Source organism: Rhodococcus sp. OS5 (genome assembly GCF_056837585.1).
The window spans coordinates 3,654,233-3,678,694 of record NZ_CM166368.1 but is presented as its reverse complement, the minus strand read 5'-3'; the positions used below and the strand labels follow the sequence as shown (position 1 = coordinate 3,678,694).

Genomic DNA, 24,462 nt, shown 5'->3' with positions numbered 1-24,462 from the left:
CTTCGTGGTTCGCGGGAGATCGGGGGAGTGCGGTGATCAGGTGGTGCGTGAGTAGTGCACGCGCCGTACCCACCACGTGACTACAGCGGCCGTTGCGGCAGTCAGTACGGCCACCTGCATCGACTGCGTGACGGCACCGGCGACGACGAACAGCACGAACCCGACCACGAGAGCTTCGATCTTGTACAGCGGCCACCGAGTTCCGGCCAGATCGACGCAATAGTCGGGGGAGGGGCGTGATTCGCGAGTGGAGATATCTGCGGTGGTCATCTCGTCCCCTTCTGATACGGCTGTTCGAAGCTGTGGTTTCAGAGTAGCCAGAGATGAGAGTTCGGGCAAGCGAACTATATTGATCGGCAGCTCACTTAATCGATCAACCAGGGGAGTGCGCGGGCGACAGGCCTGGTCGGCGTGGTTCGGTGGCCAAGGTGCTCGAGTGGGTGTTCACTGGTACACATGCCAATCACAGGTGAGTACGAACCCAGTCCAGCGTCGTGGGCCGCCGATCAGGTCGCACGCATCGAGAACTCCGGTGGCACCGAGGGAAACGACATGAACGGCATGCCCGTCGTCGTTCTCACGACCATCGGGGCAAAGTCCGGCAAGGTCAGGAAGACGCCGCTGATGCGGGTCGAGCACGACGGTTCGTATGCCGTTGTGGCTTCGCTCGGTGGCGCCCCGAAGAATCCGGTCTGGTACTACAACGTCAAAGCCGACCCGCACGTCACGCTGCGTGACGCGACGCAGGTCTTCGACCTGGTTGCTCGGGAAGTCACCGGCGACGAGAAGGCGGTCTGGTGGGAGCGCGCTGTCGCTGCGTACCCCGACTACGCCGATTATCAGACGAAGACCGATCGTGAGATTCCGGTGTTCGTGCTCGAACCCAAGTAACCCCGCATTCCACAAGAAGCGCTGCATCAATCACAAGTAAATCGTCACTCCCGGGGGTCGGCGATCCCGACTCCCGTGAGTGTGTCATGGAGGTCTGATGAGTCCGAAAACCGTTGCAGATCAATTGGTTCAGCAGCTCGTTGACGCGGGTGTCAGTCGGATCTACGGCATTGTCGGTGACAGTCTCAATCCCATCGTCGATGCGGTTCGTCGCACCGGTGGTTCCGAGAAGGGCGGAATCGATTGGATACACGTCCGGCATGAGGAAGCAGCCGCCTTTGCGGCCGCAGCGGATGCCCAGATCACCGGAAAACTCGCAGTGTGTGCCGGATCCTGCGGTCCCGGAAACCTTCACCTGATCAACGGCCTGTACGACGCTCATCGTTCGGGCGCGCCGGTCCTCGCGATCGCCTCGCACATCCCCAGCGCCCAGATCGGAATGGGCTACTTTCAGGAAACGCATCCCGAGCGGATCTTCATCGAATGTTCGAGTTACACCGAACTCGTCAGCACGGCAGTCCAATCACCTCGCGTGGTGCAGTCGGCGATTCAGCATTCGGTGGCTCGAAACGGCGTCTCGGTGATCGTGCTTCCCGGGGACATCGCCGATTGTCCGGCAGAAGGCACCCCGCCGACGCTCGTCGAAACCCGAAGGCCGACAGTCGTTCCGGATGCCGGTGACGTCAAGGCGTTGGCAGATGTGATCAACGGCTCGCGTAAGGTTGCGATCTTCGCCGGCGCGGGCGTGCGAGATGCGCGCGCGGAGGTTCTGGCGTTGGCCGAAACCGTCGGCGCTCCCATCGGGCATTCACTGCGTGGCAAGGAATGGATCCAGTACGACAATCCATACGACGTCGGGATGACCGGATTGCTCGGTTACGGTGCGGCGCACGACGGTATCCACGGCGCCGATCTCCTGCTCCTGATCGGTACGGACTTTCCCTACGATCAGTTCTTGCCCGACGACGTTCGTACCGCTCAGATCGACATCGCGGCCGAGCGGTTGGGGCGTCGAACCAGCCTGGACCTGGCTGTGCACGGCGACGTCGCGAGCACCTTGAGCGCACTGATTCCGCAGCTCGATCGAAAGACCGACCGCGGGTTCCTGGAGGACACGCTCGCCAAGCACAACACTCTGATGACCAAAGTGGTTGGTGCATACACGGATCCGGTCAAGCAGCGCACGCCGATTCACCCCGAGTATGCGGCCTCGATCTTGGACGATCTGGCAGCCGACGACGCAATCTTCACCGCCGACACCGGGATGTGCAACGTGTGGACGGCGCGCTATCTCAATCCGAACGGATCGAGACGCTTCATCTCCTCGGCGCTGCACGGATCGATGTCCAATGCGCTCCCACATGCGATGGGTGCTGCATGGTCGAGTCCGGGGCGTCAGGTCATCTCGGTGTCGGGCGACGGTGGATTGTCGATGCTGCTCGGTGAGTTGGTCACCGTCGCGATGTACAAGTTGCCGGTCAAGATCGTGGTGTTCAACAACTCGACGCTCGGAATGGTCAAGCTCGAGATGCTGGTCGACGGCCTTCCGGATTTCGGGGTCGACGTGCCCGCGGTCGACTACGCGGCGGTTGCTGCTGCGCTCGGTATCTTCTCGCGCCGAATCGAGAATCCTGCGGACATCGAAGCGGGCCTACGCGCCGCGCTCGATCATGACGGTCCGGCCTTGGTGGATCTGGTGACCGATCCGTTGGCATTGTCGTTGCCGCCCACCATCACCGGTGGTCAGATGAAGGGCTTCGCTTTGGCGATGTCGAAGATGGTGATGAACGGCGGCGTCGGCGAGGCAGTACAGATGGCCAAGTCGAATCTGCGGAACGTGCCCCGTCCTTCACAGTTGGATCCGCGCGGCTGACCTACCGCCACCCTGCCTCGCAGACCATGCGGGGCGGGGTGGTGGGAAGGTTGATCTCCGACGTGCGAAAATGGCGGGGTGTCTAACTCGCCCGATGTCGTAGTAACGAAGTCCACCGTCCCCGCGCTCGACGCGCAGGAGATCGACGCGGCCATCGAGCGAATTCAGCACGTCATTGCGGCGACACCCCTGCAGTACAGCGATCGTCTTTCGGCGTTGACCGGGGCACACGTGTATCTCAAGCGTGAGGACCTCCAGGGCGTTCGTTCGTACAAGATTCGTGGCGCGTACAACCTGATCGCTCAGCTCAACGAGGCTGAACGCGGTGCCGGCGTAGTGACTGCCAGTGCCGGTAACCATGCGCAGGGTGTTGCTTTCGCGTGCCGAACGATGCAGATCAAGGGTCGGATCTACGTTCCGGCAAATACCCCCAAGCAGAAGCGTGATCGCATTCGCGCCCACGGCGGAGCGTTTGTCGAACTGTTCATGATCGGTGAGACCTATGATGCCGCCGCTGCTGCGGCCGCCGAGGACGTAGCCGAAACCGGCGCAACCATGGTTCCGCCGTTCGACGACGTGCGCACCGCTGCGGGGCAAGGAACCATTGCAGCGGAGATTCTCACGCAATTGGACGCCCCTCTCGACACGATCGTCGTGCCGGTCGGCGGCGGCGGTTGCATTGCGGGCATCGCCACCTACCTGCACGAACGGTCGCCGAAGACGTCGATCGTCGGGATCGAGCCGTCCGGTGCGGCGTCAATGACGGCCGCTCTTGTTGCCGGGGGCCCGGTGACTCTTCCCGACGTCGATCCATTTGTCGACGGAGCAGCGGTCAAGAGGATCGGCGATGTTCCCTACGAGGTCGTCTCACGTCTGGGTGCCGCCGTGGTGTCGCACGCGTCGTTGCCGCTCGTGGCTCGTCAACTTCAGACACGGTCCGGTTCGGGATCGTTTGTCGTCAATCAGATCGACGAGGGCGCTATCTGCACGGCGATGCTCGAGCTGTATCAGAGCGAGGGCATCATCGCCGAACCCGCGGGAGCGCTTTCCGTTGCGGCACTTCAGAATTTGACGTTCGAGCCGGGTTCGACCGTCGTGTGCCTGATCTCCGGTGGCAACAACGACGTCTCTCGTTACGGCGAAATCCTCGAGCGTTCGCTCGTTCACCTCGGGCTCAAGCACTACTTCCTGGTCGACTTTCCGCAGGAACCGGGAGCGCTCCGTCGCTTCCTCTCGGACGTGCTCGGGCCGGACGACGACATCGCGCTGTTCGAGTACGTCAAGCGAAACAATCGCGAGACGGGTGCCGCGTTGGTGGGTATCGAACTCGGTTCCGCCGACGGTTTGGCGGCGTTACTCGAGCGGATGGAGCGCGCGCCGATGCAGTCCGAGAGGCTCGAGCCGGGAAGCCCGGCGTACCGCTATCTGACGTAAGGGACGCCCCCGGTCAGGGCCGCAGTCGCTCGACCACCTGTCGATGCAGTTCGGGATCCGGCTGGGGGAGCCCGAGCATGGCCGCCAGATACAGGCCGTCGCCGACGAGTCGGATGATCTCGGCCTGCACAGGGTCGGCGATCTCGGTCTGAAGGCCCTTGTCCCAGCTCCGCATCACATGTGTGACGGCCTTCTGGATTTCGTCGTGTTGTCCGTCGACTGTTCTCAGTGCCGCGATGATCGACCGGAAGAGTGAGAGTTCTTCGCTTTCGTTCGCATCGGGGATCTGCAGATAGAACTCGGTGACCGTCGTACCGCCTGCTACGGCGTCTTCGAGTTGCTGATCCGAGCGTTCTCCGAGTCTGCGGACCATCGCCGCGAGCAGTGCTTCCTTGCTGGGGAAGTGATAGAGAAGTCCGCCCTTGGAAACCCCGGCTTCGGCGGCAACGCCTTCGAGCGTGACTTGGGCGACGCCGCTGACCAGCAGCAGCTTCTCCAGTGCGTCGAGAATTCGATCGCGAGTGTCGGCAGCCATGTGATGTGACCCTACCCGGAAATAACTTTACCGCTTGGACGGTTCACTGTTACCGTAGACCTACTGTACCGGCTGGACGGTTCAGTGAAATCTTTTCGAAAGAACTCAGAGAAAGTCGCAGGGGAGCAATGTCAGTGTCGGCAGATCAGACGTCTGCAATCAATCCCGACGAGGTTCGGGCGACAAAGCGTGACTGGGCGGGCTTGATAGTCCTTGCCTTTGCTGTGTTGCTCATCGCAGTCGACGGCACGGTGCTCGATCTTGCGCTTCCGTTCATCAGCGCCGACCTCGAGCCGAGCAGCACGCAGTTGCTGTGGATCATCGACGTCTATTCGTTCGTGCTCGCCGGTCTGCTCATCACCATGGGTACGCTCGGTGACCGGATCGGTAGGCGAAAACTGCTCCTGATCGGCGCAGTCGGCTTCGGTCTCGCCTCGATCATCGCCGCTCTCGCTGTCAGTCCCGAGATGCTCATTGCCGCCCGCGTGCTGCAGGGTATTTCCGGCGCAACGCTGATGCCTGCCACCCTCGGTCTGATCCGCACGATCTTCGTCAACCCGCGTCAGCGCACCGAGGCAATCGGTGTCTGGGGCGCGATGGCCGGTGGCGGTACAGCGGCAGGCCCTTTGGTCGGTGGTTGGTTGCTCGAGCACTTCTGGTGGGGTTCGGTCTTCTTGATCAACATTCCGGTCATGATCGCGCTGGTTGTACTCGGCCCGATCCTGATCCCGGAGTCGAAAGACCCCAATCCGGGTCGATTCGACCTCATCAGCGCTGGTCTGTCGATGGCGACCATGTTGCCGCTGGTGTACGCGGTCAAGGAATCCGTGGTGCACGGCGTCAGCATCACGTTGCTGGTGATCGGCCTTGTTGGTCTCGCGGCGGGTTACGTGTTCGTGCGTCGTCAGCGGATGCTGAAGGATCCGATGTTGGATCTGAAGCTGTTTGCCAACGCGTCGTTCTCCACCGCCGTCATCACCAACCTGCTCTCGATCTTCGCGCTGGCAGGTGTCCTGTTCTTCGGCTCGCAGTACCTGCAGTTGGTGCTCGGTAACTCGGCGCTCGACGCCGGCCTGCTGATGCTCCCGGGTATGTTGCTCAGCGCATTCACCGCGGTTGCGGCGGCCTGGTTGATTCGCCGGTGGTCGGTGTCTCACGTGCTCAGCGCGGGCCTCGCGGTTGCCGGTATCGGTGCTGCGATGCTGCTCGCGCTCGGCGTCGACAGCGGCCCGTTGATGTTCGTGATCGGCTTCGGTCTGGCCGGTGCTGGTGTCGGTGTCGCGTTGACGTTGACATCGGATCTCGTGGTCAGCTCGGTGGAACCCGAACGCGCCGGCGCTGCGTCCGCTGTGTCGGAGACCGCGTACGAACTCGGCATCGCGCTCGGCGTGGCGATCCTGGGCAGCGTGGTGATGGCGATCTTCCGCAAGGGAATCGACACCTCGATGCTCGAAGCAGATCAGGCGCACGCTGCACAGGGCACACTCGGCGGTGCCCTGCAGGAAGCAACGTACCTACCTGGTGAACTCGGTTCGGTGCTTGCCGATTCCGCGAAGTCGGCGTTTGTCGACGGTATGCACGTTGCTGCCGGTGCAACAGCTTTGGTTCTGTTCGTCAGTGCCGCATTGGTGTTGAGGATGCTGCGGAGTACACCAGAGAACGCGAAGCGTTAATACCGGAATCTCGAGAGTTAGTCAGCTTTCGAGTACGACGAACGAGTGCCCCGGCACCACTGTTGCGGACGCGGTCTCGTCCTGTGTCGGCGGATCCCACCAGAGGATGGGGGTTCCGCCGGCCGGGACCGAGGCCGCGTCCGTTCCCAGATTGCACACGATCTGTAATGCGCCGCGGCGCAGGGTGATCCACTGGTCGTCCTCGTCGTAGTCGACGTGCAGGTGCCCCAGCCAAGGGTCGGTGATCTCGATTCGCTTCCTGCGCAGGGCAAGTAGATCGCGATAGCAGGCCAGGACGCGAGCGCGTGTCTCGTCGTCTCGCTCGTCCCAGTCCAGTTTCGATCGCAGAAATGTCTGTGGGTCTTGCGGATCCGGAATGTCGTCACTGTTCCAGCCGTGCGCCGCGAACTCCGCTTTGCGGCCTTTGGCAGTGGCCTCGCCGAGTTCCGGTTCCGGATGCGAGGTGAAGAACTGGAACGGCGTGGTCGCTCCCCATTCCTCGCCCATGAACAGCATCGGCGTGTACGGCGATAGCAGGACCAGCGCCGCCTTGATCGCCAATTGTCCTGGCGTCAGATAGGCGCTCGGGCGGTCCCCGATCGCGCGGTTGCCGATCTGATCGTGGGTGCACGTGTATGCGAGCAGGGCGCTGGCGGGCTGATGCGTGATGTCGATCGGCCGGCCGTGAACCCGTCCACGGAACGAGGAATACGTTCCGGCGTGGAAGAAACCGCGCCGCAATGTATTTGCAAGGGATTCCAAGGATCCGAAGTCGGCGTAATAACCCTGGCGTTCGCCGGACACGGCCGTGTGAATCGTGTGGTGGATGTCGTCGTCCCACTGCGCGTCCAAGCCGAACCCGCCGGCCGCTCGTGGCGTGATCAGAGTGGCGTCGTTGAGATCACTTTCGGCAATCAACGTGAGCGGTCGGCCCAGATGGGCCGACAGTGTTTCCGTTCGGACGGCGAGTTCCTCGAGGATGTGCGTTCCGGTGTGATCGACCAACGCGTGGACGGCGTCGAGGCGTAGACCGTCGATGTGGAAATCGCGCATCCATCGCAGGGCATTCCCGATGATGTACTCGCGAACCTCGCCCGACTGCGGACCGCCGATGTTGATCGTTCGGCCCCAGGTGTTCGCTCCATCGGCAATGTAGGGGCCGAACTTTTCGAGGTAGTTGCCCGACGGGCCCAGGTGGTTGTAGACCACGTCAAGAATCAGGCCGAGTCCGCGTTCGTGGGCCGCATTCACCAAGCGTTGCAATCCGTCCGGGCCACCGTAGATCTCGTGGACCGTGTACCAGAGCACACCGTCGTAGCCCCAGTTGTGAGTTCCGTTGAAGCCGTTGACCGGCATGATTTCCACGAAGCCGACGCCGAGGTCTACCAGGTGATCGAGACGTTCGATCGCGGCGTCGAATGTTCCTTCGGGGGTGAACGTTCCGATGTGCAGTTCGTAGACCGATGATCCTGGGAGTTGTCGTCCGGTCCACTGAGAGTCGGTCCAGGACGCCTCGTCGAGTTGGTGCAGTTGAGAGCGGAGATGCACGCCTTCGGGCTGGCGTGGTGAACGCGGATCCGGGAGTGTTTCACCGTCGACGACAAAGCCGTAGCGAGCGCGGTTGTCGCAGTCGACCTCGGCGCGCCACCACCCGTCGTCGGTCCGGTCCATCTCGTGCGTGATGCCGTCGACTTCGACCCGGACCGATTCCGGTGTGGGCGCCCAGACCTCGAATGTATGCACACGATCAGCATGCCTTGTTCGGCCGGATGTGGCAGCCCGGCGGGCTGGTTCCGTCGTCAAGGACTGTTTCTATCCGCAGGTGTTGCCGGACGGTGCAGACAGCGTGATCAGTTTCGGAGCGGGGGCGCTGCAGCATCCGCCCTCGGCTTTCCCTGTGTCGGTTTCTGCTGTGTCAGGTTCGTCGAAAATGCCTGCGCCGCCGCAGACTCCGGTCTCCGGAAGGATCAACTCGACACGGGCCGCTGCTTCGTGATCGCCGGCGAGCTCGGCTGCGATGCTGCGAACCTGCTCGTAGCCGGTCATCGCCAGGAAGGTGGGTGCTCGGCCGTAGCTTTTCATTCCTGCCAAGTACACCCCCGGCTCCGGATGGCGAAGCTCCTTCGCGCCATGCGGGTAAACGGTGCCGCACGAGTGGACGTTCGGGTCGATCAGCGGAGCAAGCTCGACCGGTGCTTGTAAGACCGGGTCGAGGCCGAGTCGAATTTCCGAGAGCCAGGACAGATCGGGGCGGAAGCCGGTCAGCGTTATGACGTTGTCCACGTTCTCGATGCGATCACCCGCATCGGAGGCAAGTATGAGTTGTCCCGAAGGGGTAGTTGTCACCTCTGCGGTGCGGAAGCCGGTGACGACGCTCAACAGGCCATCCTCGACGGCCTTCTTTGCGCGCAATCCCAGGGCGCCGCGCGCGGGCAGTTCGTCAGCGTCGCCGCCTCCGAATGCAGAGCCGATGTTTCCTCGGCGGACCGCCCAGGTGATGCGGGTGCTCGGAGCCTGCTCCGCCAACCCTGACAGCGCAACGATCGCCGTCAGGGCGGAGTGGCCACTACCTGCGATGACCGTGTGTTTTCCGGCGAACTGTGCCCGCACAGCCGGATCGTCGAGATCAGGAACCCGGTACCGGATCGCAGTACCCACAGCGCCTTCGCCGAGTGCAGGAAGACCTTCACCACCGAGCGGGTTGGGGGTGCCCCAGGTGCCGGACGCATCCACAACGGCCTGGGCGAACATCCGATCCTCGGTTCCGTCACGGCGCCGCAGGTGAATCGAGAGGGGTTCGCTGTCGCGTCCGGCGTCGACGACCAGGTCACGTCCGCGTCGAGCTACGCCGATCACCTCGGTGTCGAACTGGACCAGGTCGGCGAGGGCCGAGGCGAGTGGTTCGAGGTAGAGCTCGCGCCATTGCCGGCCGGTCGGATAGGTCTGCCCGTCGGGTGAGCTCCATCCATTCTGGTCGAGGAGTCGCCGCGCGGCGGGGGAGACGAGTTCGGACCACCGGGAGAACAGTCGAACGTGATTCCACTCGGAGATCGCAGCACCGGCTGTGGTTCCGCGCTCGAATACAAGGGGTGTGAGTCCGCGCTCGCGCAGTTCTGCTGCGGCTGCCAGGCCGATCGGGCCGGCCCCGATCACGACAACGGGTAGGGGGTTCATTTTCGTGCCTTTCATCGACGATTATCGATCTACGGGAACTGTATCGACGATCATCAATATAAGCAACCATCGACAGCTGTCGATATAGTGGAGAGATGACTTCGCTGCAGACTCCGACGGTACGAGTCGGAGATTCGGACCCGGATCAGATCCGTTCTTCCGTCCTCGCGCAGGGCGATGCCGATACCTACGCGCAGTGGTTCGCCTGCCTTGCCGAGCCGATGCGCGTCCGATTGCTTCACCGGGTAGCGAGCGCGGTCGGTGGTATTACCGTCGGAGCGCTCGCCGAGGCGTTGGGGATCGGGCAACCGACGGTGTCGCATCACCTGCGCAAGCTCGCCGATGTGGGTTTTGTGACCATGCGTAAGGAAGGGACGAGCACGGTCGTCGCGATGAGTCCGACGTGTTGCGTTGCCTTGCCGCAGGCGGCGGATGTGGTGATGGGAGTCCTTGCTCCGCGTCCGTGCTGCCCGAGTGATCTGCCCGGCGATGTCTCTGTCCGGGCCATGGTCGACGACGACTGGGATGCGGTTCGACGTATTTACCGAGAGGGTATCGACACCCGAAATGCCACCTTTGCCGCTGAGGTCCCCTCGCGTGAGCATCTCCACGAACGGTGGCTGCCGCAGCATCGATGGGTGGCGACTATCGGGGGTGTTGTTGTCGGATGGGCTGCGTTGAGTCCGGTTTCCGAGCGTGACTGCTACCGCGGGGTTGCCGAGAACTCCGTGTACGTTGCGGACGGCATGCGTGGTCGTGGCGTCGGAAAGGCGTTGTTGCGCAAGCAAGTCATGGCCGCCGACGCCGACGGACTCTGGACTCTGCAGACGTCGATGTTCCCGGAGAACCGTGCCTCCATCTCGCTCCATCATTCGGCCGGGTTTCGAACGGTCGGCCTTCGCGAGAAGATCGCCGAACTCGACGGCGTGTGGCGCGACACTGTTCTGCTCGAGCGTCGAACGGCGATCGCCGAGGGATGAGTTCGGGATCCGGCTGACCGGATGCCCGATTGCGCGTTGATTCGATATCTGTCAATATCGAAGAATGTCGAATCAAGAGCTGCCGGACTCCGAGGCTTGCTGCACCCCGCTCGTTCGTGAACCGTTGACCGAGGATTGGGCCGGCGACTTGTCTCGGATGTTCAAGGCCCTCGGCGATCCGGTTCGTCTCCGCTTGCTCAGCTTGGTGGCAAGTCACGAGGGTGGTGAAGCCTGCGTCTGCGACATCTCCGACTCGTTCGACTTGTCTCAGCCGACTATCTCGCATCACCTGAAGGTGTTGCGCCAGGCCGGGCTGCTCGATTGTGAACGACGCGGGACCTGGGTGTACTACTGGGTTATTCCGGCTGCGCTGCAACAGCTTTCCGCCGTTCTGCTGGTAGAAGGTGCGAGCGTGAGTGCCGCGGACGCTTGCGCTGAGGTCACCGCATGAGCAACACCGCTGCCACCACCGAACACCCCGAAGTCGTCGGAAAACTCTCCACCCTCGACCGCTATCTGGCGGTCTGGATCGGCGTGGCCATGGTCGTCGGCCTGCTGGTTGGACGCTGGATCCCCGGTGTGAACACTGCCCTGGACAAGGTGCAGATCGACGGCATCTCGCTACCGATCGCCCTCGGTCTGCTGATCATGATGTACCCGGTCCTGGCGAAGGTCCGCTACGACCGCCTCGACACAGTCACCGGGGACAAGAAACTCCTCGCCGGCTCCCTGTTCCTGAACTGGGTTCTCGGCCCGGCGCTGATGTTCACCCTCGCCTGGCTGTTTCTGCCTGACCTGCCGGAATACCGAACCGGTTTGATCATCGTCGGCCTCGCTCGCTGCATCGCGATGGTGATCATCTGGAACGACCTGGCCTGCGGAGACCGCGAAGCCGCCGCGGTGCTGGTCGCCATCAATTCGGTGTTCCAGGTGATCATGTTCGCCGTGCTCGGTTGGTTCTACCTCTCGGTCCTGCCCGGGTGGCTCGGCCTCGAACAGACCACCATCGACACCTCGCCCTGGCAGATTGCGAAATCGGTCCTGATCTTCCTCGGTATCCCGCTGCTGGCAGGTTTTCTGTCCCGCTTCTTCGGCGAACGCGCCAAAGGCCGCGACTGGTACGACAACAAGTTCATCCCCAAGATCAGCCCCTGGGCGCTCTACGGTCTGCTGTTCACCATCGTCGTGCTCTTCTCGATGCAGGGCGAACAGATCACCTCCCAGCCTTGGGATGTCGTCCGGATCGCGCTGCCCTTGCTCGCGTACTTCGCGCTCATGTGGGGCGGAGGCTACATCCTCGGCGCCGCAATCGGATTGGGCTATGAACGCACCACGACCCTGGCGTTCACCGCCGCGGGCAACAACTTCGAACTCGCGATCGCGGTAGCCATCGCCACCTACGGCGCCACCTCGGGGCAAGCTCTTGCCGGTGTCGTCGGCCCGCTGATCGAGGTACCGGTGCTCGTCGGGCTGGTCTATGTCTCCCTTGCTCTACGCAAACGCTTTGCAGTCGAAGAGGTTTCATCCAGTCGAGAAAGAGCGAGGTCATGAGCAAACCATCGGTGTTGTTCGTCTGCGTCCACAATGCCGGTCGATCTCAGATGGCCGCGGGATTCCTGAGCCATCTCGCAGGCGACGCCATCGAGGTCCGTTCCGCCGGATCCGCACCCGCCGAGACCGTCAATTCGGCAGCGGTCGAGGCGATGGCAGAGCGCGGTATCGACATCTCAGCGCAGTCTCCGAAGATCCTCACTGTCGACGCCGTCCAGGATTCGGATGTCGTCATCACCATGGGCTGCGGCGACACGTGCCCGATCTTCCCCGGCAAGAGTTACCGAGACTGGGTTCTCGACGACCCGGCCGGACAGGGCCTTGAAGCAGTTCGCCCGATCTGTGACGAAATCGAGCGTCGCGTTCAAGCCTTGATCGACGAACTCACGCAGATTCGCCAGGCATTGACCACGGCGACAGATTCGGACCCGCCAGACACAAACAGAACGGATGACCAGCGGGATCGAGTAGAACGCGGCAACGCTCCGGCGCGTTCTGCCGGCTACCGATTTGAGCACCGAGGCTGACAGCTTGCTCCTGTGCGATGTCCAGATCATCGACCACTAAATCCAGATGAATCTGCTTCGGTATTGCAGCCATCGGCCACGTGCTCGGGCGGTGTTCGTCGATGCGGATTGCGGTGATCTGGCCACCGCCTGTGCTGACGGTCGCAAACTTCTCAGTGTTGTACGTGATTTCGCCGCCCAGCATATTTCGCCAGAATTCCGCAAGGCGTTGTGGATCACTGCAATCGAGGGTGATCGATCCCAAGCGAGCTACAGGCATGGTCTCGACGCTACAGAATGCCTTGCTTCGGCTTCCTTTGCGGAGGCGTCATTCGTCGGTGGGCTCGATGTGTTCGGCACCGAGGACGGAGAGTCGGTATTCCTGTGCGTCCTGCTCGGTTTCGAAATCTTTCTCTTCGAGGAGATTCCGGTCGGCGTCGAGGTATCGGTAAGTAGTCATTCCTCCACCGTGTCACTGATGAACGATTCGTGCTCGGATACCGGTTCGATTTCGTCGACGGCTATTTGAATCAGCCTTCCGTAGCGCCGGATCAGATCCTCCGACGACAGTGAATCCTCACCGAGGAGTTCGAGCGTCCGCATGCCGGTGGCCAGTCCGAGCAGCAGTGAGACGACGATCTGGCTGCGTACCAAACCGGGCTCCGTGTCGCCGATGCGGCGCGCGATCCCGTGAACGTATCGTTGCTTGATCTCGGCCCGAGCGGCGGCCGGATCTGGCGCCTCGTGAACGTGTACTGCGAGCATTGCCCACGGATCGGATTCGTCGGATTCTCTACGAGCGACAAGTTTCTCGACCAGTTGACAGCCGATGTCTCCGGTGGCGTCGGCATTCGGATCCTCGTCCATCGGAGGTGCGGACGGGATCGCAGCCGAGTACAGCCGAGCTTTGCTGCCGTAGATCTTCATGACCAGGGCAGGGGAGTAGCCGGCTGCGACCGCGATGTCCTTGATGGTCGTCGATGCGTAACCTCGTTCCGCGAACAAGGCTTTCGCTGCTGTGAGGATGCTGGCTTCGCCGCTGCTCATGTCGCTCGCCTCGATACCCGATCGCCATGCGTTCGGTTGCTCGTACTGGCGTTCATACTGTCGTCAACGGCTCGGCATCGACGGGTACGTCGAAATCGACGACGGTGGACTGCGCGATGACCGCTATCTGACGAGCCAATGTGCCGTGTCCGCTCTCGGTCAGCGCGGTCAGGATGTACCGGCCGGATGTCGGGAGCGCGATTCCGTAGTGCCCGGTTCCGTCGGTGACGGTGGATGCGACGAATTCGCCGGTCGGTTTCGTGAGCGTGACGACGGTTCCCGAGGTTGTTCGGCCGCCGACTCCGACCTTGCCGGAGATGGTGAGGCGGTCACCGAGTTCGACGGTGTGCGTCGATTGCGCGCTGTCGAAAGCGATCACCTGCGACCGAGGGGACCAGCCGTCGGCACTCGTCACTACCAAATACCGTCCGGGCCGGGGTAGGGCGAGGGAAAAGTTGCCCTCGTTGTCGGCGCGACTCCAATCGATCGGTCGACCCTCCATGTCCATCACGGTGACAACGGCCTGCCGGATCGGTCGGCTGTCGGCCCGGATCACACGACCGGCAACCACAATTTCCGTTTCGGACACGGCGGCGTCGGGAAGCTCGAACCCTTCCGGGGTCACCGGGCGAAGTGCCGCTTCCGGTTTTGCGCCGCGGCGAGGAATGAACGCAGCGGCAGCGGCAGCAGCCACGGCGGCGAGGGCGGCCAGCCAGAAGATGTTCTTGAAGGCGTCGATCGACGGAAGGCCCTCGCCCGGCCCGGACGGGATGACCATCGACGTGAGCATGGCGGCAACCACCGCGCTGGACGTGGAAGTACCGACTGAGCGGAGCAGCGAATTGAGGCCGTTTGCCGACGCGGTTTCGGTAATCGGAACCGATCGCATGATCAGCATCGGCATCGCGGAGTAGGCAATTGCGGTTCCGATGCTGACCACCGCCGCGCTGATGATGATCAGTGCTATCGAACCGGTCAGGAACACTCGCGCGATGTAGGCGAGCGCGAGCACCGTGCCGCCGACGATCAGGGTGATCTTGGCTCCGAATCGCTTCGTGATGTTCGCGGAGACGGGCGCGAAGAAGACCATCGCGAGGCCTGCCGGAATCATGCACAGTCCGGCCGCCATCACGCCCAGTTCGAAGCCGTAGCCGGAGATCTTCGGCATCTGAAGTTGTTGGGTGGTGGAGAGGTTGTTCGCGTACATCGAGAAGCCGACGAGGATCGAGGCGACGTTGGTCAGCAGAACAGGCCGCTTGGCCGACGTTCGTAGATCGACCATCGGCTGGGTGACGCGGAGTTCGTAAGGGAACCACAATGCGAGAGTCACGATTCCGATGACGAACATCAGCAATGTCAGTTCGCTCGTCCATCCCCAACGGGCGCCCTTGGAGATGGCGAGGAGGATCGCCGTGAGTGCTGTCGAGAGCATGACCGCGCCCAGGAAGTCGAATTTGCCGCGGGTACGAACACTCGATTCCGGGACGACGACGGCTACCGCGATGATCAGCAGGACGCCCACGATCGCCGAGAGCCAGAAGATGGCGGGCCAGCCCAGATGCTCGAAGATCAACCCGGACAGCGGGAGCCCGAGTGCGCTGCCGATTCCGAGAGTGGCACTCATCAACGCTGTTGCCGACGCCACCTTCTCCTTGGGCAGTTCGTCGCGCATGATGCTGATTCCGACGGGGATCATCGAGATCGCGAAGCCCTGGAGACCACGTCCGATCAGCAGGGCGACAAAGTTGCCGCCGATCGCCGCCACCAGTGATCCGACCACGATCATCGTCATCGAGATCAGCATCATGCGTCGTTTTCCGAACATGTCTGCCAGGCGGGAGACGATCGGAGTGGCGACGGCACTCGTGAGGAGCGTGACGGTGACGAGCCAGGAGGCGTCGTCAGCGCTGACGCCGAGGATCTTCGGGAAATCGGGCAACAACGGAATGACCATCGTTTGTTGCAGCGCGACCACGGTGCCGGAAAGACAGAGAATTGCGGTAATGAGCCGACTTGAACGGCGAGTGGTCGGAGACGAGTGCAATGCCAAGAGACGGTCCTTCACGCGGCGATGGTGAACGGGAATTCACCCATGAGTGAACCACTGTTCACCCGTCACTGTCATCTTCGGTGAATATGCGATTTCTCACGACGGCAACTCGCCCCAGGGTTTCCGAGTCGGCATGGCGGGAACAACGTCAGTGGTTGGTCTGCGCCTGCGCGAGCGGGCAGCGAGGAGGAGTGATGCATGCCGAAGTGGGTGACCGTCTCCACGTCCAGGGGCGCGTGGTGGGGCAGGCGGAGGTAACTGCCGAGGTTCTCGAGGTGCACGGCGAGGACGGCGGTCCTCCCTATCTGGTCAGGTACGACAACGGCCACGAGGCGTTGGTGTTTCCCGGTAGCGACGGCTGGATAGATCACCCCGGAAAAGGCTCCTGAGCTGCACGATTCTTTCCATGCATGGTCGTTGCATCGAATGCGGCTAAAGTGTGCGCAATGGAGGGCAGACGCCAGTACCACTCCCGCGTGCGTGAAGCTTCCGCGCAGCGAACGCGTGAACTCATTCGTGATGCGGCGACGGCCTTGTTTGTTCGAGACGGGTATGTCAGTGCCACCGTCAAGCAGATTGCCGCCTCGGCCGGCGTCGCCGATCGGACGGTGTTCACAGCCTTCCCTGGCGGGAAACTCGAGATCTTCGAAGCGGCCCTCGCTGCGGCGCTCGATGCCGAAGAGGTTCCACTCGGCGCGCCGAACCTGGCCGCGGACCCCGATGACGTTCGCCGGATCGTCTCCCAGATCGTGGCTCAGGGCATCGGACTGCTCGAACGTGCCGGCGCTCTGATGATGGTCGCGGTCGAATCCTCGGGTGCGGATGCCGACATGCGTCGACTATCCGAGGAGTCGTCGGATCAGTCGGCCGTCAATGCGATGTCGATAGCCGAGGGTCTCTCCGAGCATGGCTTGTTGAGGCCTGAGATTTCGCTCGAGAAAGCTGCGGGCATACTTGCCGCTTTCGTCTCGCCTCAGCTTCATCAGCAATTGCGTCGGGTCAGTGGATGGGACGTCGATGCGTACCGAGGATGGCTCGAGTTCAACATTCGCCAGAATCTAATGTACTAATTGGTCTGTTTTCGTTAGCATGGCGAGGGTTTTTTATTCTCGGGAGGAATCGCCAGCGTGCCCTATGCCTTGTTCGGCCTCATCACGATGTTGCTGTGGATTTTCTGCATCGTCGACGCCATCACGAGAGATGACGCCTACATCCAGTACCTACCCAAGGTCGTCTGGATTCTGATCATCATCTTCCTTCCTACTTTGGGATCGGTTCTGTGGCTGGTGGTCGGGCGCGGACAGAACGCGCCCCGCGGATACGTCGGCCCAACCGGGTACGGCGAATACGAGCGCCCGGGACGTGCCGTTGCGCAGGATCCGGCGGCGGACGAAGCCTTCTTGCGTCAGTGCCGCGAACGGGCGGAAGAGCAGCGTCGAATTGCCAAGCAGCAGCGCCGCGACGGCGACGCTGATCGGATGTGAGTTATCGGTAGGCCGTGAGTCGGTCCAACACGAGCCGAAGCGGCGGCCACGACGATCGGCCGCGACGCGTCACCGCATAGGCAGTGAGGATGACGGGCGGATCGACGAGTGGTTCGACGCGCACGCCTTCGCGAGTCTTGCGTTCGAGCGGCATCAGCCCCACGCCGTAACCACTGAGGATCAAGAGTTCGACCAAGTCGAGACTGTCGATCTGGTGAGTGAGCCGAGGGGTGAACCCGGCCAGCGACGCGAGGGTTCGCACAGCGCGCTCGTCTGCCGTGTTGCGTGAGTTCACTATCCATGACGTGTCGGCGAAGGCGCGGAGATCGATTCCGGATTCTGTGGACTTGTCGGGAGCTTTGGCGTCGCCGGGAACACACAGTCCCCATGGCGTCGACCAGAGCGGAATTGCTTCGAGTAGTGGGCTCGGCGACGCGGGGGCAAGGTTGTAGTCGTACGTCAGTGCGAGGTCTAGATCGTCGCGTTCGAGGAGTGCAAAAGCCTCGACGGGTTCGTATTCGTAGATCATCACGTCCACCTGCGGGTGACTGCGTTGCAGGCTTCGAGCGACGGGGAGCATCGCGGTTCTGATCGCAGTTGCGAATCCGCCGACTCGCAGGGTCCCCACCGGTTCCGCGTCCGGATCGAGGTCCAGGCGAGCTGCATCGACGGCTGCCAGGATGGTGACGGCATGATCGGCCAGTCGTTGACCGGCCGGCGTCAGCCGCACCCGGCGACCGTCGGGCTCGATCAGTGCGGTACCGGTCTCCGCGGTCAAGGCCGCGAGTTGTTGGGACACGGTCGACGTCGTGAGGTTGTGCGCTTCGGCGACCGCACGCATCGAACCCAAGCGGGAGAGTTCGAGGAGGAGATGGAGTCGACGGGTTTCCATCCTTCGATCATTCACTAATCGTGAACATAATGTAGGTCAAAATCGCGTGGACACGAACGGTTGGCCTCCCGTTCAATTCAGCTATGGATACGAAAGCGCGGGCCGGAGTGGGCCTGGCTGTTTTGGCGATGTTGTGCGTGCAGCTCGGGCTCGCCGTGTCGGTGGGCCTGATCGATCAGCTCGGCGCAGACGGAGCGGCGTGGCTACGACTCGCCTGGGCAGGCATCATTCTTCTGATCATCGTCAGGCCCCGCCCTTCGGCGTTCACTCGCAAGGCGTTTCTGGCTTGCGTGGTTCTGGGTGTGGTCACCGCAGGCATGACGCTCCTGTTCATGGCAGCGGTGGAGCGCCTTCCGCTGGGAACAGCAAGCGCATTGGAATTCTTGGGTCCGCTGACGGTTGCATTGCTCCGGGGGCGTGGCCGCGTTCTGTGGCCGGTTCTGGCAGGCGTGGGCGTCGTGCTTCTCACCGAACCATGGGCCGGGACAGTCGATCTGGTCGGTGTGGCGTACGCACTCGGTGCGGCGCTCTGCTGGGCGATGTACATATTGCTCACCCAGCGCGTCGGCGACGAGGTTGCCGGTATCAACGGGCTGGCGGTGTCGATGGCGGTAGCCGGGTTGGCCGCGACAATTGCCGTAGGCCCCTCGGCTATCGGGCGGCTGACTCCGCATCTGATTCTCGTGGGCCTCGGACTCGCGATCTTGCTGCCCGTCGTGCCGTTCGTTCTGGAGATGGTCTCGTTGCGAAGGCTGTCCACGGCGGCGTTCGGCACGCTGATGAGTCTCGAGCCTGCTTTCGCGCAGCTTATCGGTCTGGTTGTGCTGCAACAGGTTCCGAGTGTTCTGGCCGTGGCAGGTATCGCGTGCGTCGTCGTCGCAGGGATCGGCGCGGCCCGCGGTGGTGCTCGGGATGGCGCCCGGAAGCCGACTGAGCCACCCTCCGATTCCGAGCGAACGTACCTTTCGGCGCCTTCATGAGACCGAGAGTGCCGTTCGCTCAGGTCGCGTTCGCTCAGTGCGAGTGCGCCGCGGCGATTGCTCCGTCGAACACGTCGGCGACCTCGCCGAGGGAATCGAGAATCGGCTGACCGGATCGTTCGACGCGAGCCCGCACCAGCGAGCCCTCGAGCGCGGACACTGCCAGGACGGCAAGCCGTTCCGCTCGCGCACGTCCGACCCCGGACGCGATCAGTGTGTCGCGCAGTAGCGAAGTCCACTGTCGATACACCGCCTGTCCGGCGGCTGTCACGCTCTCCGAATCGGGGGCAAGTTCCAACAACACCGTCGTGATCGGCGAGCCTTCGTGGAAATCCGAATCGCTCACCCATCCGGCGAGCAACAGCGCGTACTCGCGCAGCAGCGACCCGGCGTCCGATTGGCTGTCGGCGAGTTCGGTCAGGGTGTCGGTGACCAACTGCCCGCCGACGCGGACGACCTCTTCGCCGATCTGCTCTTTGCCGCCGGGAAAGTAGTGGTAGAGCGAACCTTTCGGCGCCCCGCTCGACTTGAGGATCTCGTTGAGGCCCGTTGCCGCATACCCCTGGCGGCGAAACAGATCGGCCGCAGCTCGTACGAGTGCTTCGCGGTGTTTCGGGGGAGTCGCCACGAGTTGGAGCTTAAACACCCCAGCGATCCACCACAATCTATGTAGACTGGTCTACATGGGAAATTCTGAAATGCTCGAACAGTTGCGGGCGGTCAACGCCTCGGCGGCCTTCAACCGGTGGGCCGGATTCGAAGTCACGGAGGCCGAACCGGGTCGCGTTTGTCTGCGGCTCGAATGGCGTGAGGATCTGGGCCAGTACTCGGGACACCTGCACGCTGCGCTCGTGGCGGGGCTCGTCGACACCGCGTGCGGATTTGCTGCTTTCACCCAGGTAGGTGTCGTGGCGGCGTCCAACTGCGCGGTCAATTTCGTGAGTCCGGGCGTCGGAACCGCATTTGTCGCTACGGCGCGCTCGGTCAAGGCCGGGCGCAAGCAGGTGTTCGTCACTGCCGAGGTACATGCCGAACGCGAAGGCGAATCGGTGCTCGTCGCGTTCGGCACCACCCTGTTGGTTCCACTCGCCCCTAAGGCCTAGGCAAGACAGAGCTGAAGGTCACGGAACGAGGATGAACTTTCCCGCGGGGTGCGAACTCTGCAACTCGGTGTGAGCGAGCGCGACGTCCGTTAGTGGGAAAGTCTTGGCGATCTTCACGGTGAGATGTCCGGAACCGGCTTGTTCGACCAGTTCGGATCGAGCCTTCAAACGCGCTTCCGCACTTGCCGGATTGCCTCCGCCGACGGACGCGAAGCCGTCGGTCTGGGCGCGTCCGAACGCGACGATGGTGACGATGCGACTCTTGTCGGTGACCAAAGCCAGAGATGCATCGACGGCTTCGTCCGTTCCGGCGGTGTCGAACGCCGCATCGACGCCGTTCGGCGCGAGTTCACGGACACGCGCTTCGAGGCCGTGGCCGTAGAGCACAGGCGTCGCGCCGAGCGAGCGCACGTAATCCTGATTCGAGGCTCCCGCAGTGCCGATCACCGTAGCTCCGCGACCAACTGCCAGCTGAACAGCGATCGCGCCGACGCCGCCGGACGCGCCGTGGATGAGAACGGTGTCGCCGGAACCGACCCGAATGGTGTCGAGGGCGTCGACTGCAGTTCCGCCGACCAGAAGGAGGCCGGCTGCCTGTTCCCAGCTGATGCCTGCGGGCTTCGCGGTGACAGAGGAGACCGGCACGACTACTTGTTCGGAGTAGAGGCCGTTGCCGGGGCTGACGATCACTTCGTCGCCGACGTTCACATTTGTGACGCCGTCGCCGACAGCCGAGACGACGCCCGCTGCCTCGCCGCCGAGGCGGATGGGAAGTTTCTCGGGGTCGGTGCCGAAAGCGCCGCTGTAGAGCTTGAAGTCGAAGGGATTGACGCCGATCGCCTTCACGTCGACCAGGACTTCACCTGATTTCGGTGCCGGTAAATCGACGTCCACCAGCTTCAGGACCTCGGGCGTGCCGTACGTCTGCGCTACAACAGTTTTGGTCATGTCTCGCGCAACCGTCCTCGGGGAAGCGATATTCCCCGAGGACGGGAAAAACTCGAGAAGATTCGATCAGCGGATCAGGGTGCCCAGATCGAGCGGCATCGCGATGCCGGTGATGTGATGGGCCTCGTCGGAACCGAGGAACGCGACGGCGGCGGCGATGTCCTCCGGCTGGCTGACCGGGTCGGGCAAGGTCTGCATGAAGATCGGACCGAGTGTGTGGGCGTTGGCGTCGATGAGCGGCCGCATGTCCGTCATCTGCATTCCGGTTTCCACGCCGTGTGGGTGGATGGTGTTGACCCGAATGTTGTACTGCCCCAACTCCGAGGCCATCGTCTTGGCCAGACCGGTGATGCCGTGTTTGCTCGCGACGTAATGGCCGAGGAAGGGGAGGCCGCGCAGGCCGGCGACGGAGCTGGTGAAGATGATCGAGCCACCGGTGCCTTGCTTGATCAGGTGCGGGATCGCTGCCTTGGCGGTGTGGAAGACGCCGGTCAGGTTGACGTCGAGCGTTTCCTGCCACTGCTCGGGCGTGATTTCCCAGGACATGTTGGCAGAACAGATTCCGGCGTTCGCGACGACGACGTCAAGTCGCCCCAATTCGTCGATGCCGGCCGCGAGCGCCGCGGACAGCGCAGAGAAGTCGCGAACGTCGGTCTTGGTAGCGACAATTCGACGGTCCAGGGCCTTGACCAGTTCGACTGTCTCGGCCAGGTCGTCGTCGGTGGCGCCGGCATACGAGGTGGATTCGAATTGAACACACGCGTCGACGGCGATGATGTCTGCGCCCTCTTCTGCCAGCCGGACAGCTTCGGCGCGCCCCTGACCACGGGCGGCTCCGGTGATGAAGGCAACTTTTCCGGTGAATCGACTGGCGGCCATGCTCAAACCTCCGACTAGTGGTGATGATCTGCTCTTCGGAAGTTAGCGCGACGAAGTTCTTTTCGGGGGTGAATGCCCAGTCAGCGGAAACCGCTCAGCGCACCCTGATCAACAGGGCACATGGCCCGGCAGCGAAGATGTCCCGCGCATCCGAAGACAAGACGGGTTGTCCGCTCAGTGCGTCGACCCATTCGCCATCTGGCAGGTCCACTCGCGTATCTCTCCAACCGTGCGACGAGAGTCTGAGCGAATGTCGCGTCGCCAGAGCAACGACCATAGGCGGATCACCTGCCGGGCCGCGCGAGAAGCCGACCAGATGACCGGATCCGGAACCTGAAGCGAAGACCGGCCGGTACTCACCGTGATCGAACCACGAGGGGTTCTCCCGCCGCAGTGTCAGTGCCGTGCGAACGAGGTGCAACTTTGCGGTTCCTGTTGCGTCGATCGGCGCGGCGCCGGAATCGAGCAGTGATCGCCTCGTTCCGTAGTCGACAAGCCGCCGGTTGTCCGGATCGACCAACGAGTCCTCCCACAGCTCAGTGCCCTGGTAGACGTCGGGAACGCCGGGCCCGAGAAGTTGGAGCAGCTTTTGGCCCAGAGAGTCCGACCAGCCGTGACGCGCGATCCGGCCGACGAATTCGCTGACCGAATCACCGACCGGGCCGTCGATCACCTCGTCGATCCAGCGGTGCACTGCCGACTCGAAGTCGACGTCCGGATCGTTCCAGGAAGTTCTGGCGCCGGACTCGCGGACGGCTTTCTCCGCATAGGCGTGCAAACGCTCGCGCAGCTCTGGAACCGAGGCTGCCGAGCGGCCGTCCGCCGGCCACACACCGATGATGTTCTGCCACAAGAACAATCCGGTAAGCGGATCAGGGCTGGGGCACACGTCTTCCCACTCGCGAATCAGCCGGGCCCACAGCGTCGGCACCTGAGACACAACACCGATCCGTGCCCGCACGTCCTCGCCGCGTTTGGTGTCGTGAGTGGACAGACTCGTCATCGCGCGCGGCCACCGCTTCGCTCGGTCCGCGTTGTGGAGATGGAATTCGGCGACGGAGACGGCAAGCGATGCCGGGTTGCCGCCGACTTCCTGACGTGAGACCAGGCGCGCCGTCCGATAGAAGAGTCGATCTTCGACGGACTTGGCCATGACAGCGCCACACACCTGCTGGAAGCGAACTGAGGCTTCACCGCTGTTCACCAGGGATTGCGCCAACACGTTGAACGATGGTTCATGTCCGGGAGCCAATTCGTGCATGTCGCCGACGATCCGAGCGGCCAAACCGGCGAGGGGACTGTAGTCGGATCGGTACACCGGCATCCGAGCGATCGCGACGACAACTGCGTCGTTCAGTTCGGTCTCACTGCAACGACTTCCGGTTTCGCGTCGGATTGCACGCACGAGCCTGCGAACCTCCGGTGCAAGGTCACCGCGCCCGGTGTCGCGTTTGAACTGACGTTCGGTGTGATGCAACCATGCACTGTCCCCGTCGTCGCCGGTCAGATCTGCCGAGAGTTCGGTCAATTCGAGTTCGGCGGCGGGATCGACGAAAACGCCGCCCAGCTGATTGAGGGCGTCGTATCCGGTGGTGCCGTCGATCGGGAGCATCGGATCGAGTGGTTCCGTATGGCCGAGGATCTTTTCGATCACGAGCCACTGATCCGGTCCGATCAGTTCTCGCAGGCGCCCGAGATATTCCGCCGGATTCGCGAGTCCGTCCGGGTGATCGATGCGAACGCCGTCGATCAGTCCTTCGTCGACCCACGACTTCACTTGCCGATGGCAGAGTTCGAAGACTTGGGGGTCCTCCTGGCGCAGCGCAGCGAGTTCGTTGACGGCGAAGAACCGTCGGTAGTTGACGATCCCGGCGTTCCACGGTACGAGTCGGTACGACTGCCTGGAGTGCACCTCCTGTGGAGATCCGAATTCAGTACCGGCAGCGATGGGGAAGCGGTGCTCGTAGAACGCGAGAAGTGTTTCCTCGCCATCTTTCTCGACAGTCAGTGCGTCGAGATCGTCCGGGCTGCCCAGTACCGGGAGTGAGAGTTTGCCGTCGGCGCCGTTGGCTCCGTTGTCCTCGGCCCAATCGATGTCGAAGAAATGCGCGTACTCCGACGACTGCCCGTGCGTGAGAACGTCCCACCACCAAGCATTTTCGCGAGGTTTGGCGACACCGACATGGTTGGGGACCAGATCGACGATCAGGCCCATCCCACGTGATCGAACGGCGCGCGAGAGCTCCACCAGGGCCTCGCGGCCACCAAGTCCTTCGGACACGGTTGTCGGATCGGTGACGTCGTAGCCGTGCGTCGATCCGGACGTTGCCGTGAGGATGGGGGAGAGATAGAGATGTGAGACCCCCAATGCCTCGAAGTAGTCCACCTGTGCGGCCGCATCACGAAGAGTGAATGAATCCGGTCGCAACTGCAGTCGGTAGGTGCTGGTTATCGGGGCCATG

25 protein-coding genes and 1 pseudogene are annotated in these 24,462 nt (G+C 62.6%); 13 read left to right on the top strand and 13 right to left on the bottom strand.

The features are described 5' to 3' along the window. Positions 1–36 precede the first annotated feature (36 nt). Positions 37–270 carry a hypothetical protein gene (locus ACVZUB_RS17020; RefSeq protein ID WP_003941759.1) on the bottom strand — a complete coding sequence of 78 codons (234 nt, stop codon included), beginning with the start codon at positions 268–270 and terminating at the stop codon, positions 37–39. Between the two features lie 186 nt (positions 271–456). Between ACVZUB_RS17020 and ACVZUB_RS17015 the strand changes: the two genes are divergently transcribed. The 3 genes from ACVZUB_RS17015 (at position 457) to ilvA (ending at position 4,198) form a co-directional block, all read left to right on the top strand. Continuing rightward, positions 457–891, top strand: a complete 435-nt coding sequence (locus ACVZUB_RS17015) for a nitroreductase family deazaflavin-dependent oxidoreductase (RefSeq protein ID WP_003941666.1) — start codon at positions 457–459, stop codon at positions 889–891. Positions 892–988: 97 nt separating this feature from the next. Next, positions 989–2,764, top strand: a complete 1,776-nt coding sequence (locus ACVZUB_RS17010) for a pyruvate dehydrogenase (protein ID WP_020969844.1) — start codon at positions 989–991, stop codon at positions 2,762–2,764. Between the two features lie 78 nt (positions 2,765–2,842). Beyond that, positions 2,843–4,198 carry a threonine ammonia-lyase IlvA gene (gene ilvA / locus ACVZUB_RS17005; protein WP_007733150.1) on the top strand — a complete coding sequence of 452 codons (1,356 nt, stop codon included), beginning with the start codon at positions 2,843–2,845 and terminating at the stop codon, positions 4,196–4,198. A 13-nt stretch (positions 4,199–4,211) separates the two neighbouring features. Here ilvA and ACVZUB_RS17000 read toward each other — a convergent pair whose 3' ends face one another. Further along, positions 4,212–4,733 (bottom strand): TetR/AcrR family transcriptional regulator, encoded by a 522-nt coding sequence (locus tag ACVZUB_RS17000; RefSeq protein WP_007733148.1) that lies wholly within the window; start codon positions 4,731–4,733, stop codon positions 4,212–4,214. 128 nt (positions 4,734–4,861) lie between these two features. Here ACVZUB_RS17000 and ACVZUB_RS16995 point away from each other — a divergent pair, with 128 nt between their 5' ends. Beyond that, on the top strand, positions 4,862–6,406 hold the full coding sequence (locus tag ACVZUB_RS16995; protein ID WP_054781564.1) for an MFS transporter: 1,545 nt from the start codon (positions 4,862–4,864) through the stop codon (positions 6,404–6,406). Positions 6,407–6,427: 21 nt separating this feature from the next. Here the strand turns inward: ACVZUB_RS16995 and treZ are convergent, their stop codons facing one another. Continuing rightward, positions 6,428–8,149, bottom strand: coding sequence for a malto-oligosyltrehalose trehalohydrolase (gene treZ, locus ACVZUB_RS16990; RefSeq protein WP_058039463.1), 1,722 nt, complete (start codon positions 8,147–8,149; stop codon positions 6,428–6,430). Positions 8,150–8,218: 69 nt separating this feature from the next. After that, positions 8,219–9,580 carry an NAD(P)-binding domain-containing protein gene (locus ACVZUB_RS16985; RefSeq protein WP_387390948.1) on the bottom strand — a complete coding sequence of 454 codons (1,362 nt, stop codon included), beginning with the start codon at positions 9,578–9,580 and terminating at the stop codon, positions 8,219–8,221. A 95-nt stretch (positions 9,581–9,675) separates the two neighbouring features. Here ACVZUB_RS16985 and ACVZUB_RS16980 point away from each other — a divergent pair, with 95 nt between their 5' ends. The 4 genes and pseudogenes from ACVZUB_RS16980 to ACVZUB_RS16965 form a co-directional block, all read left to right on the top strand. Then, a complete protein-coding gene (locus ACVZUB_RS16980; RefSeq protein WP_482627556.1) occupies positions 9,676–10,560 on the top strand; it encodes a helix-turn-helix domain-containing GNAT family N-acetyltransferase in 885 nt (294 codons plus the stop codon). A gap of 64 nt (positions 10,561–10,624) precedes the next feature. After that, positions 10,625–11,011 (top strand): ArsR/SmtB family transcription factor, encoded by a 387-nt coding sequence (locus ACVZUB_RS16975; RefSeq protein ID WP_003941739.1) that lies wholly within the window; start codon positions 10,625–10,627, stop codon positions 11,009–11,011. Beyond that, positions 11,008–12,111, top strand: coding sequence for an ACR3 family arsenite efflux transporter (gene arsB, locus ACVZUB_RS16970; protein WP_063316134.1), 1,104 nt, complete (start codon positions 11,008–11,010; stop codon positions 12,109–12,111). The genes ACVZUB_RS16975 and arsB overlap by 4 nt, the downstream gene beginning before the upstream one ends. Next, positions 12,108–12,497, top strand: a pseudogene (locus ACVZUB_RS16965) (arsenate reductase ArsC); the annotation flags it as partial. The gene arsB and the pseudogene ACVZUB_RS16965, both read left to right, overlap by 4 nt. Here the strand turns inward: ACVZUB_RS16965 and ACVZUB_RS16960 are convergent. The 4 genes from ACVZUB_RS16960 to ACVZUB_RS16945 all read right to left on the bottom strand — a co-directional run bounded on the left by ACVZUB_RS16960 (position 12,496) and on the right by ACVZUB_RS16945 (position 15,729). Then, positions 12,496–12,822, bottom strand: a complete 327-nt coding sequence (locus ACVZUB_RS16960; protein WP_230691664.1) for a VOC family protein — start codon at positions 12,820–12,822, stop codon at positions 12,496–12,498. The pseudogene ACVZUB_RS16965 and the gene ACVZUB_RS16960 sit on opposite strands and share 2 nt — an antisense overlap. Before the next feature lie 123 nt (positions 12,823–12,945). After that, complete coding sequence (locus ACVZUB_RS16955; RefSeq protein WP_256082667.1) at positions 12,946–13,077, bottom strand: hypothetical protein; 132 nt, start codon at positions 13,075–13,077, stop codon at positions 12,946–12,948. Next, positions 13,074–13,664, bottom strand: a complete 591-nt coding sequence (locus ACVZUB_RS16950) for a TetR/AcrR family transcriptional regulator (RefSeq protein WP_482627555.1) — start codon at positions 13,662–13,664, stop codon at positions 13,074–13,076. Before ACVZUB_RS16950 ends, ACVZUB_RS16955 begins: the two co-directional genes overlap by 4 nt. 52 nt (positions 13,665–13,716) lie before the next feature. Next, on the bottom strand, positions 13,717–15,729 hold the full coding sequence (locus tag ACVZUB_RS16945; protein WP_030537115.1) for an MFS transporter: 2,013 nt from the start codon (positions 15,727–15,729) through the stop codon (positions 13,717–13,719). A gap of 179 nt (positions 15,730–15,908) precedes the next feature. On the opposite strand from ACVZUB_RS16945, the gene ACVZUB_RS16940 reads away from it, so the two are divergent. Genes ACVZUB_RS16940 through ACVZUB_RS16930 form a run of 3 tightly spaced genes read left to right on the top strand, consistent with a single transcriptional unit; the run spans position 15,909 to position 17,198 of the window. Further along, the gene (locus ACVZUB_RS16940) at positions 15,909–16,103 is read left to right on the top strand and encodes a DUF1918 domain-containing protein (protein ID WP_003941743.1); all 195 of its coding nucleotides are present in this window, start codon (positions 15,909–15,911) and stop codon (positions 16,101–16,103) included. Between the two features lie 57 nt (positions 16,104–16,160). Continuing rightward, entirely contained in the window at positions 16,161–16,784 is a 624-nt protein-coding gene (locus ACVZUB_RS16935) for a TetR/AcrR family transcriptional regulator (RefSeq protein WP_037129760.1), read from the top strand. 57 nt (positions 16,785–16,841) lie between these two features. Further along, on the top strand, positions 16,842–17,198 hold the full coding sequence (locus ACVZUB_RS16930; RefSeq protein ID WP_003941757.1) for a PLD nuclease N-terminal domain-containing protein: 357 nt from the start codon (positions 16,842–16,844) through the stop codon (positions 17,196–17,198). A gap of 1 nt (position 17,199) precedes the next feature. Here the strand turns inward: ACVZUB_RS16930 and ACVZUB_RS16925 are convergent, their stop codons facing one another. Beyond that, positions 17,200–18,090, bottom strand: a complete 891-nt coding sequence (locus ACVZUB_RS16925; RefSeq protein WP_482627554.1) for a LysR family transcriptional regulator — start codon at positions 18,088–18,090, stop codon at positions 17,200–17,202. Between the two features lie 83 nt (positions 18,091–18,173). Between ACVZUB_RS16925 and ACVZUB_RS16920 the strand changes: the two genes are divergently transcribed. Then, a complete protein-coding gene (locus ACVZUB_RS16920; protein WP_218680117.1) occupies positions 18,174–19,070 on the top strand; it encodes an EamA family transporter in 897 nt (298 codons plus the stop codon). Between the two features lie 34 nt (positions 19,071–19,104). Here ACVZUB_RS16920 and ACVZUB_RS16915 read toward each other — a convergent pair whose 3' ends face one another. Next, a complete protein-coding gene (locus ACVZUB_RS16915) occupies positions 19,105–19,698 on the bottom strand; it encodes a TetR/AcrR family transcriptional regulator (protein WP_162113855.1) in 594 nt (197 codons plus the stop codon). A gap of 55 nt (positions 19,699–19,753) precedes the next feature. Here ACVZUB_RS16915 and ACVZUB_RS16910 point away from each other — a divergent pair, with 55 nt between their 5' ends. Further along, the gene (locus ACVZUB_RS16910; RefSeq protein WP_230587613.1) at positions 19,754–20,173 is read left to right on the top strand and encodes a PaaI family thioesterase; all 420 of its coding nucleotides are present in this window, start codon (positions 19,754–19,756) and stop codon (positions 20,171–20,173) included. Positions 20,174–20,191: 18 nt separating this feature from the next. Here ACVZUB_RS16910 and ACVZUB_RS16905 read toward each other — a convergent pair whose 3' ends face one another. From ACVZUB_RS16905 to treY, 3 genes are all read right to left on the bottom strand, one after another. Further along, entirely contained in the window at positions 20,192–21,121 is a 930-nt protein-coding gene (locus ACVZUB_RS16905) for an NADP-dependent oxidoreductase (protein ID WP_050655323.1), read from the bottom strand. Between the two features lie 66 nt (positions 21,122–21,187). Continuing rightward, positions 21,188–22,000 carry a mycofactocin-coupled SDR family oxidoreductase gene (locus ACVZUB_RS16900; protein WP_007733124.1) on the bottom strand — a complete coding sequence of 271 codons (813 nt, stop codon included), beginning with the start codon at positions 21,998–22,000 and terminating at the stop codon, positions 21,188–21,190. 94 nt (positions 22,001–22,094) lie between these two features. Beyond that, positions 22,095–24,461 carry a malto-oligosyltrehalose synthase gene (gene treY, locus ACVZUB_RS16895; protein ID WP_482627553.1) on the bottom strand — a complete coding sequence of 789 codons (2,367 nt, stop codon included), beginning with the start codon at positions 24,459–24,461 and terminating at the stop codon, positions 22,095–22,097. Between the last annotated feature and the right edge of the window lies 1 nt (position 24,462).

Coding starts and splice junctions, on each gene's coding strand:
- ACVZUB_RS16995 (WP_054781564.1), top strand. CDS start 4,862: ATGTCAGTGTCGGCAGATCAGACGTCTGCAATCAATCCCGACGAGGTT.
- ACVZUB_RS16910 (WP_230587613.1), top strand. CDS start 19,754: ATGGGAAATTCTGAAATGCTCGAACAGTTGCGGGCGGTCAACGCCTCG.
- ACVZUB_RS17000 (WP_007733148.1), bottom strand. CDS start 4,733: ATGGCTGCCGACACTCGCGATCGAATTCTCGACGCACTGGAGAAGCTG.
- ACVZUB_RS17020 (WP_003941759.1), bottom strand. CDS start 270: ATGACCACCGCAGATATCTCCACTCGCGAATCACGCCCCTCCCCCGAC.
- ACVZUB_RS16975 (WP_003941739.1), top strand. CDS start 10,625: ATGTCGAATCAAGAGCTGCCGGACTCCGAGGCTTGCTGCACCCCGCTC.
- ACVZUB_RS16905 (WP_050655323.1), bottom strand. CDS start 21,121: ATGACCAAAACTGTTGTAGCGCAGACGTACGGCACGCCCGAGGTCCTG.
- ACVZUB_RS16940 (WP_003941743.1), top strand. CDS start 15,909: ATGCATGCCGAAGTGGGTGACCGTCTCCACGTCCAGGGGCGCGTGGTG.
- ACVZUB_RS16925 (WP_482627554.1), bottom strand. CDS start 18,090: ATGGAAACCCGTCGACTCCATCTCCTCCTCGAACTCTCCCGCTTGGGT.
- ACVZUB_RS16920 (WP_218680117.1), top strand. CDS start 18,174: ATGGATACGAAAGCGCGGGCCGGAGTGGGCCTGGCTGTTTTGGCGATG.
- ACVZUB_RS16985 (WP_387390948.1), bottom strand. CDS start 9,580: ATGAACCCCCTACCCGTTGTCGTGATCGGGGCCGGCCCGATCGGCCTG.
- ACVZUB_RS16935 (WP_037129760.1), top strand. CDS start 16,161: ATGGAGGGCAGACGCCAGTACCACTCCCGCGTGCGTGAAGCTTCCGCG.
- ACVZUB_RS16980 (WP_482627556.1), top strand. CDS start 9,676: ATGACTTCGCTGCAGACTCCGACGGTACGAGTCGGAGATTCGGACCCG.
- ACVZUB_RS17010 (WP_020969844.1), top strand. CDS start 989: ATGAGTCCGAAAACCGTTGCAGATCAATTGGTTCAGCAGCTCGTTGAC.
- ACVZUB_RS16950 (WP_482627555.1), bottom strand. CDS start 13,664: ATGAGCAGCGGCGAAGCCAGCATCCTCACAGCAGCGAAAGCCTTGTTC.
- treY (WP_482627553.1), bottom strand. CDS start 24,461: ATGGCCCCGATAACCAGCACCTACCGACTGCAGTTGCGACCGGATTCA.
- arsB (WP_063316134.1), top strand. CDS start 11,008: ATGAGCAACACCGCTGCCACCACCGAACACCCCGAAGTCGTCGGAAAA.
- ACVZUB_RS16900 (WP_007733124.1), bottom strand. CDS start 22,000: ATGGCCGCCAGTCGATTCACCGGAAAAGTTGCCTTCATCACCGGAGCC.
- ACVZUB_RS17015 (WP_003941666.1), top strand. CDS start 457: ATGCCAATCACAGGTGAGTACGAACCCAGTCCAGCGTCGTGGGCCGCC.
- ACVZUB_RS16960 (WP_230691664.1), bottom strand. CDS start 12,822: ATGCTGGGCGGCGAAATCACGTACAACACTGAGAAGTTTGCGACCGTC.
- ACVZUB_RS16955 (WP_256082667.1), bottom strand. CDS start 13,077: ATGACTACTTACCGATACCTCGACGCCGACCGGAATCTCCTCGAAGAG.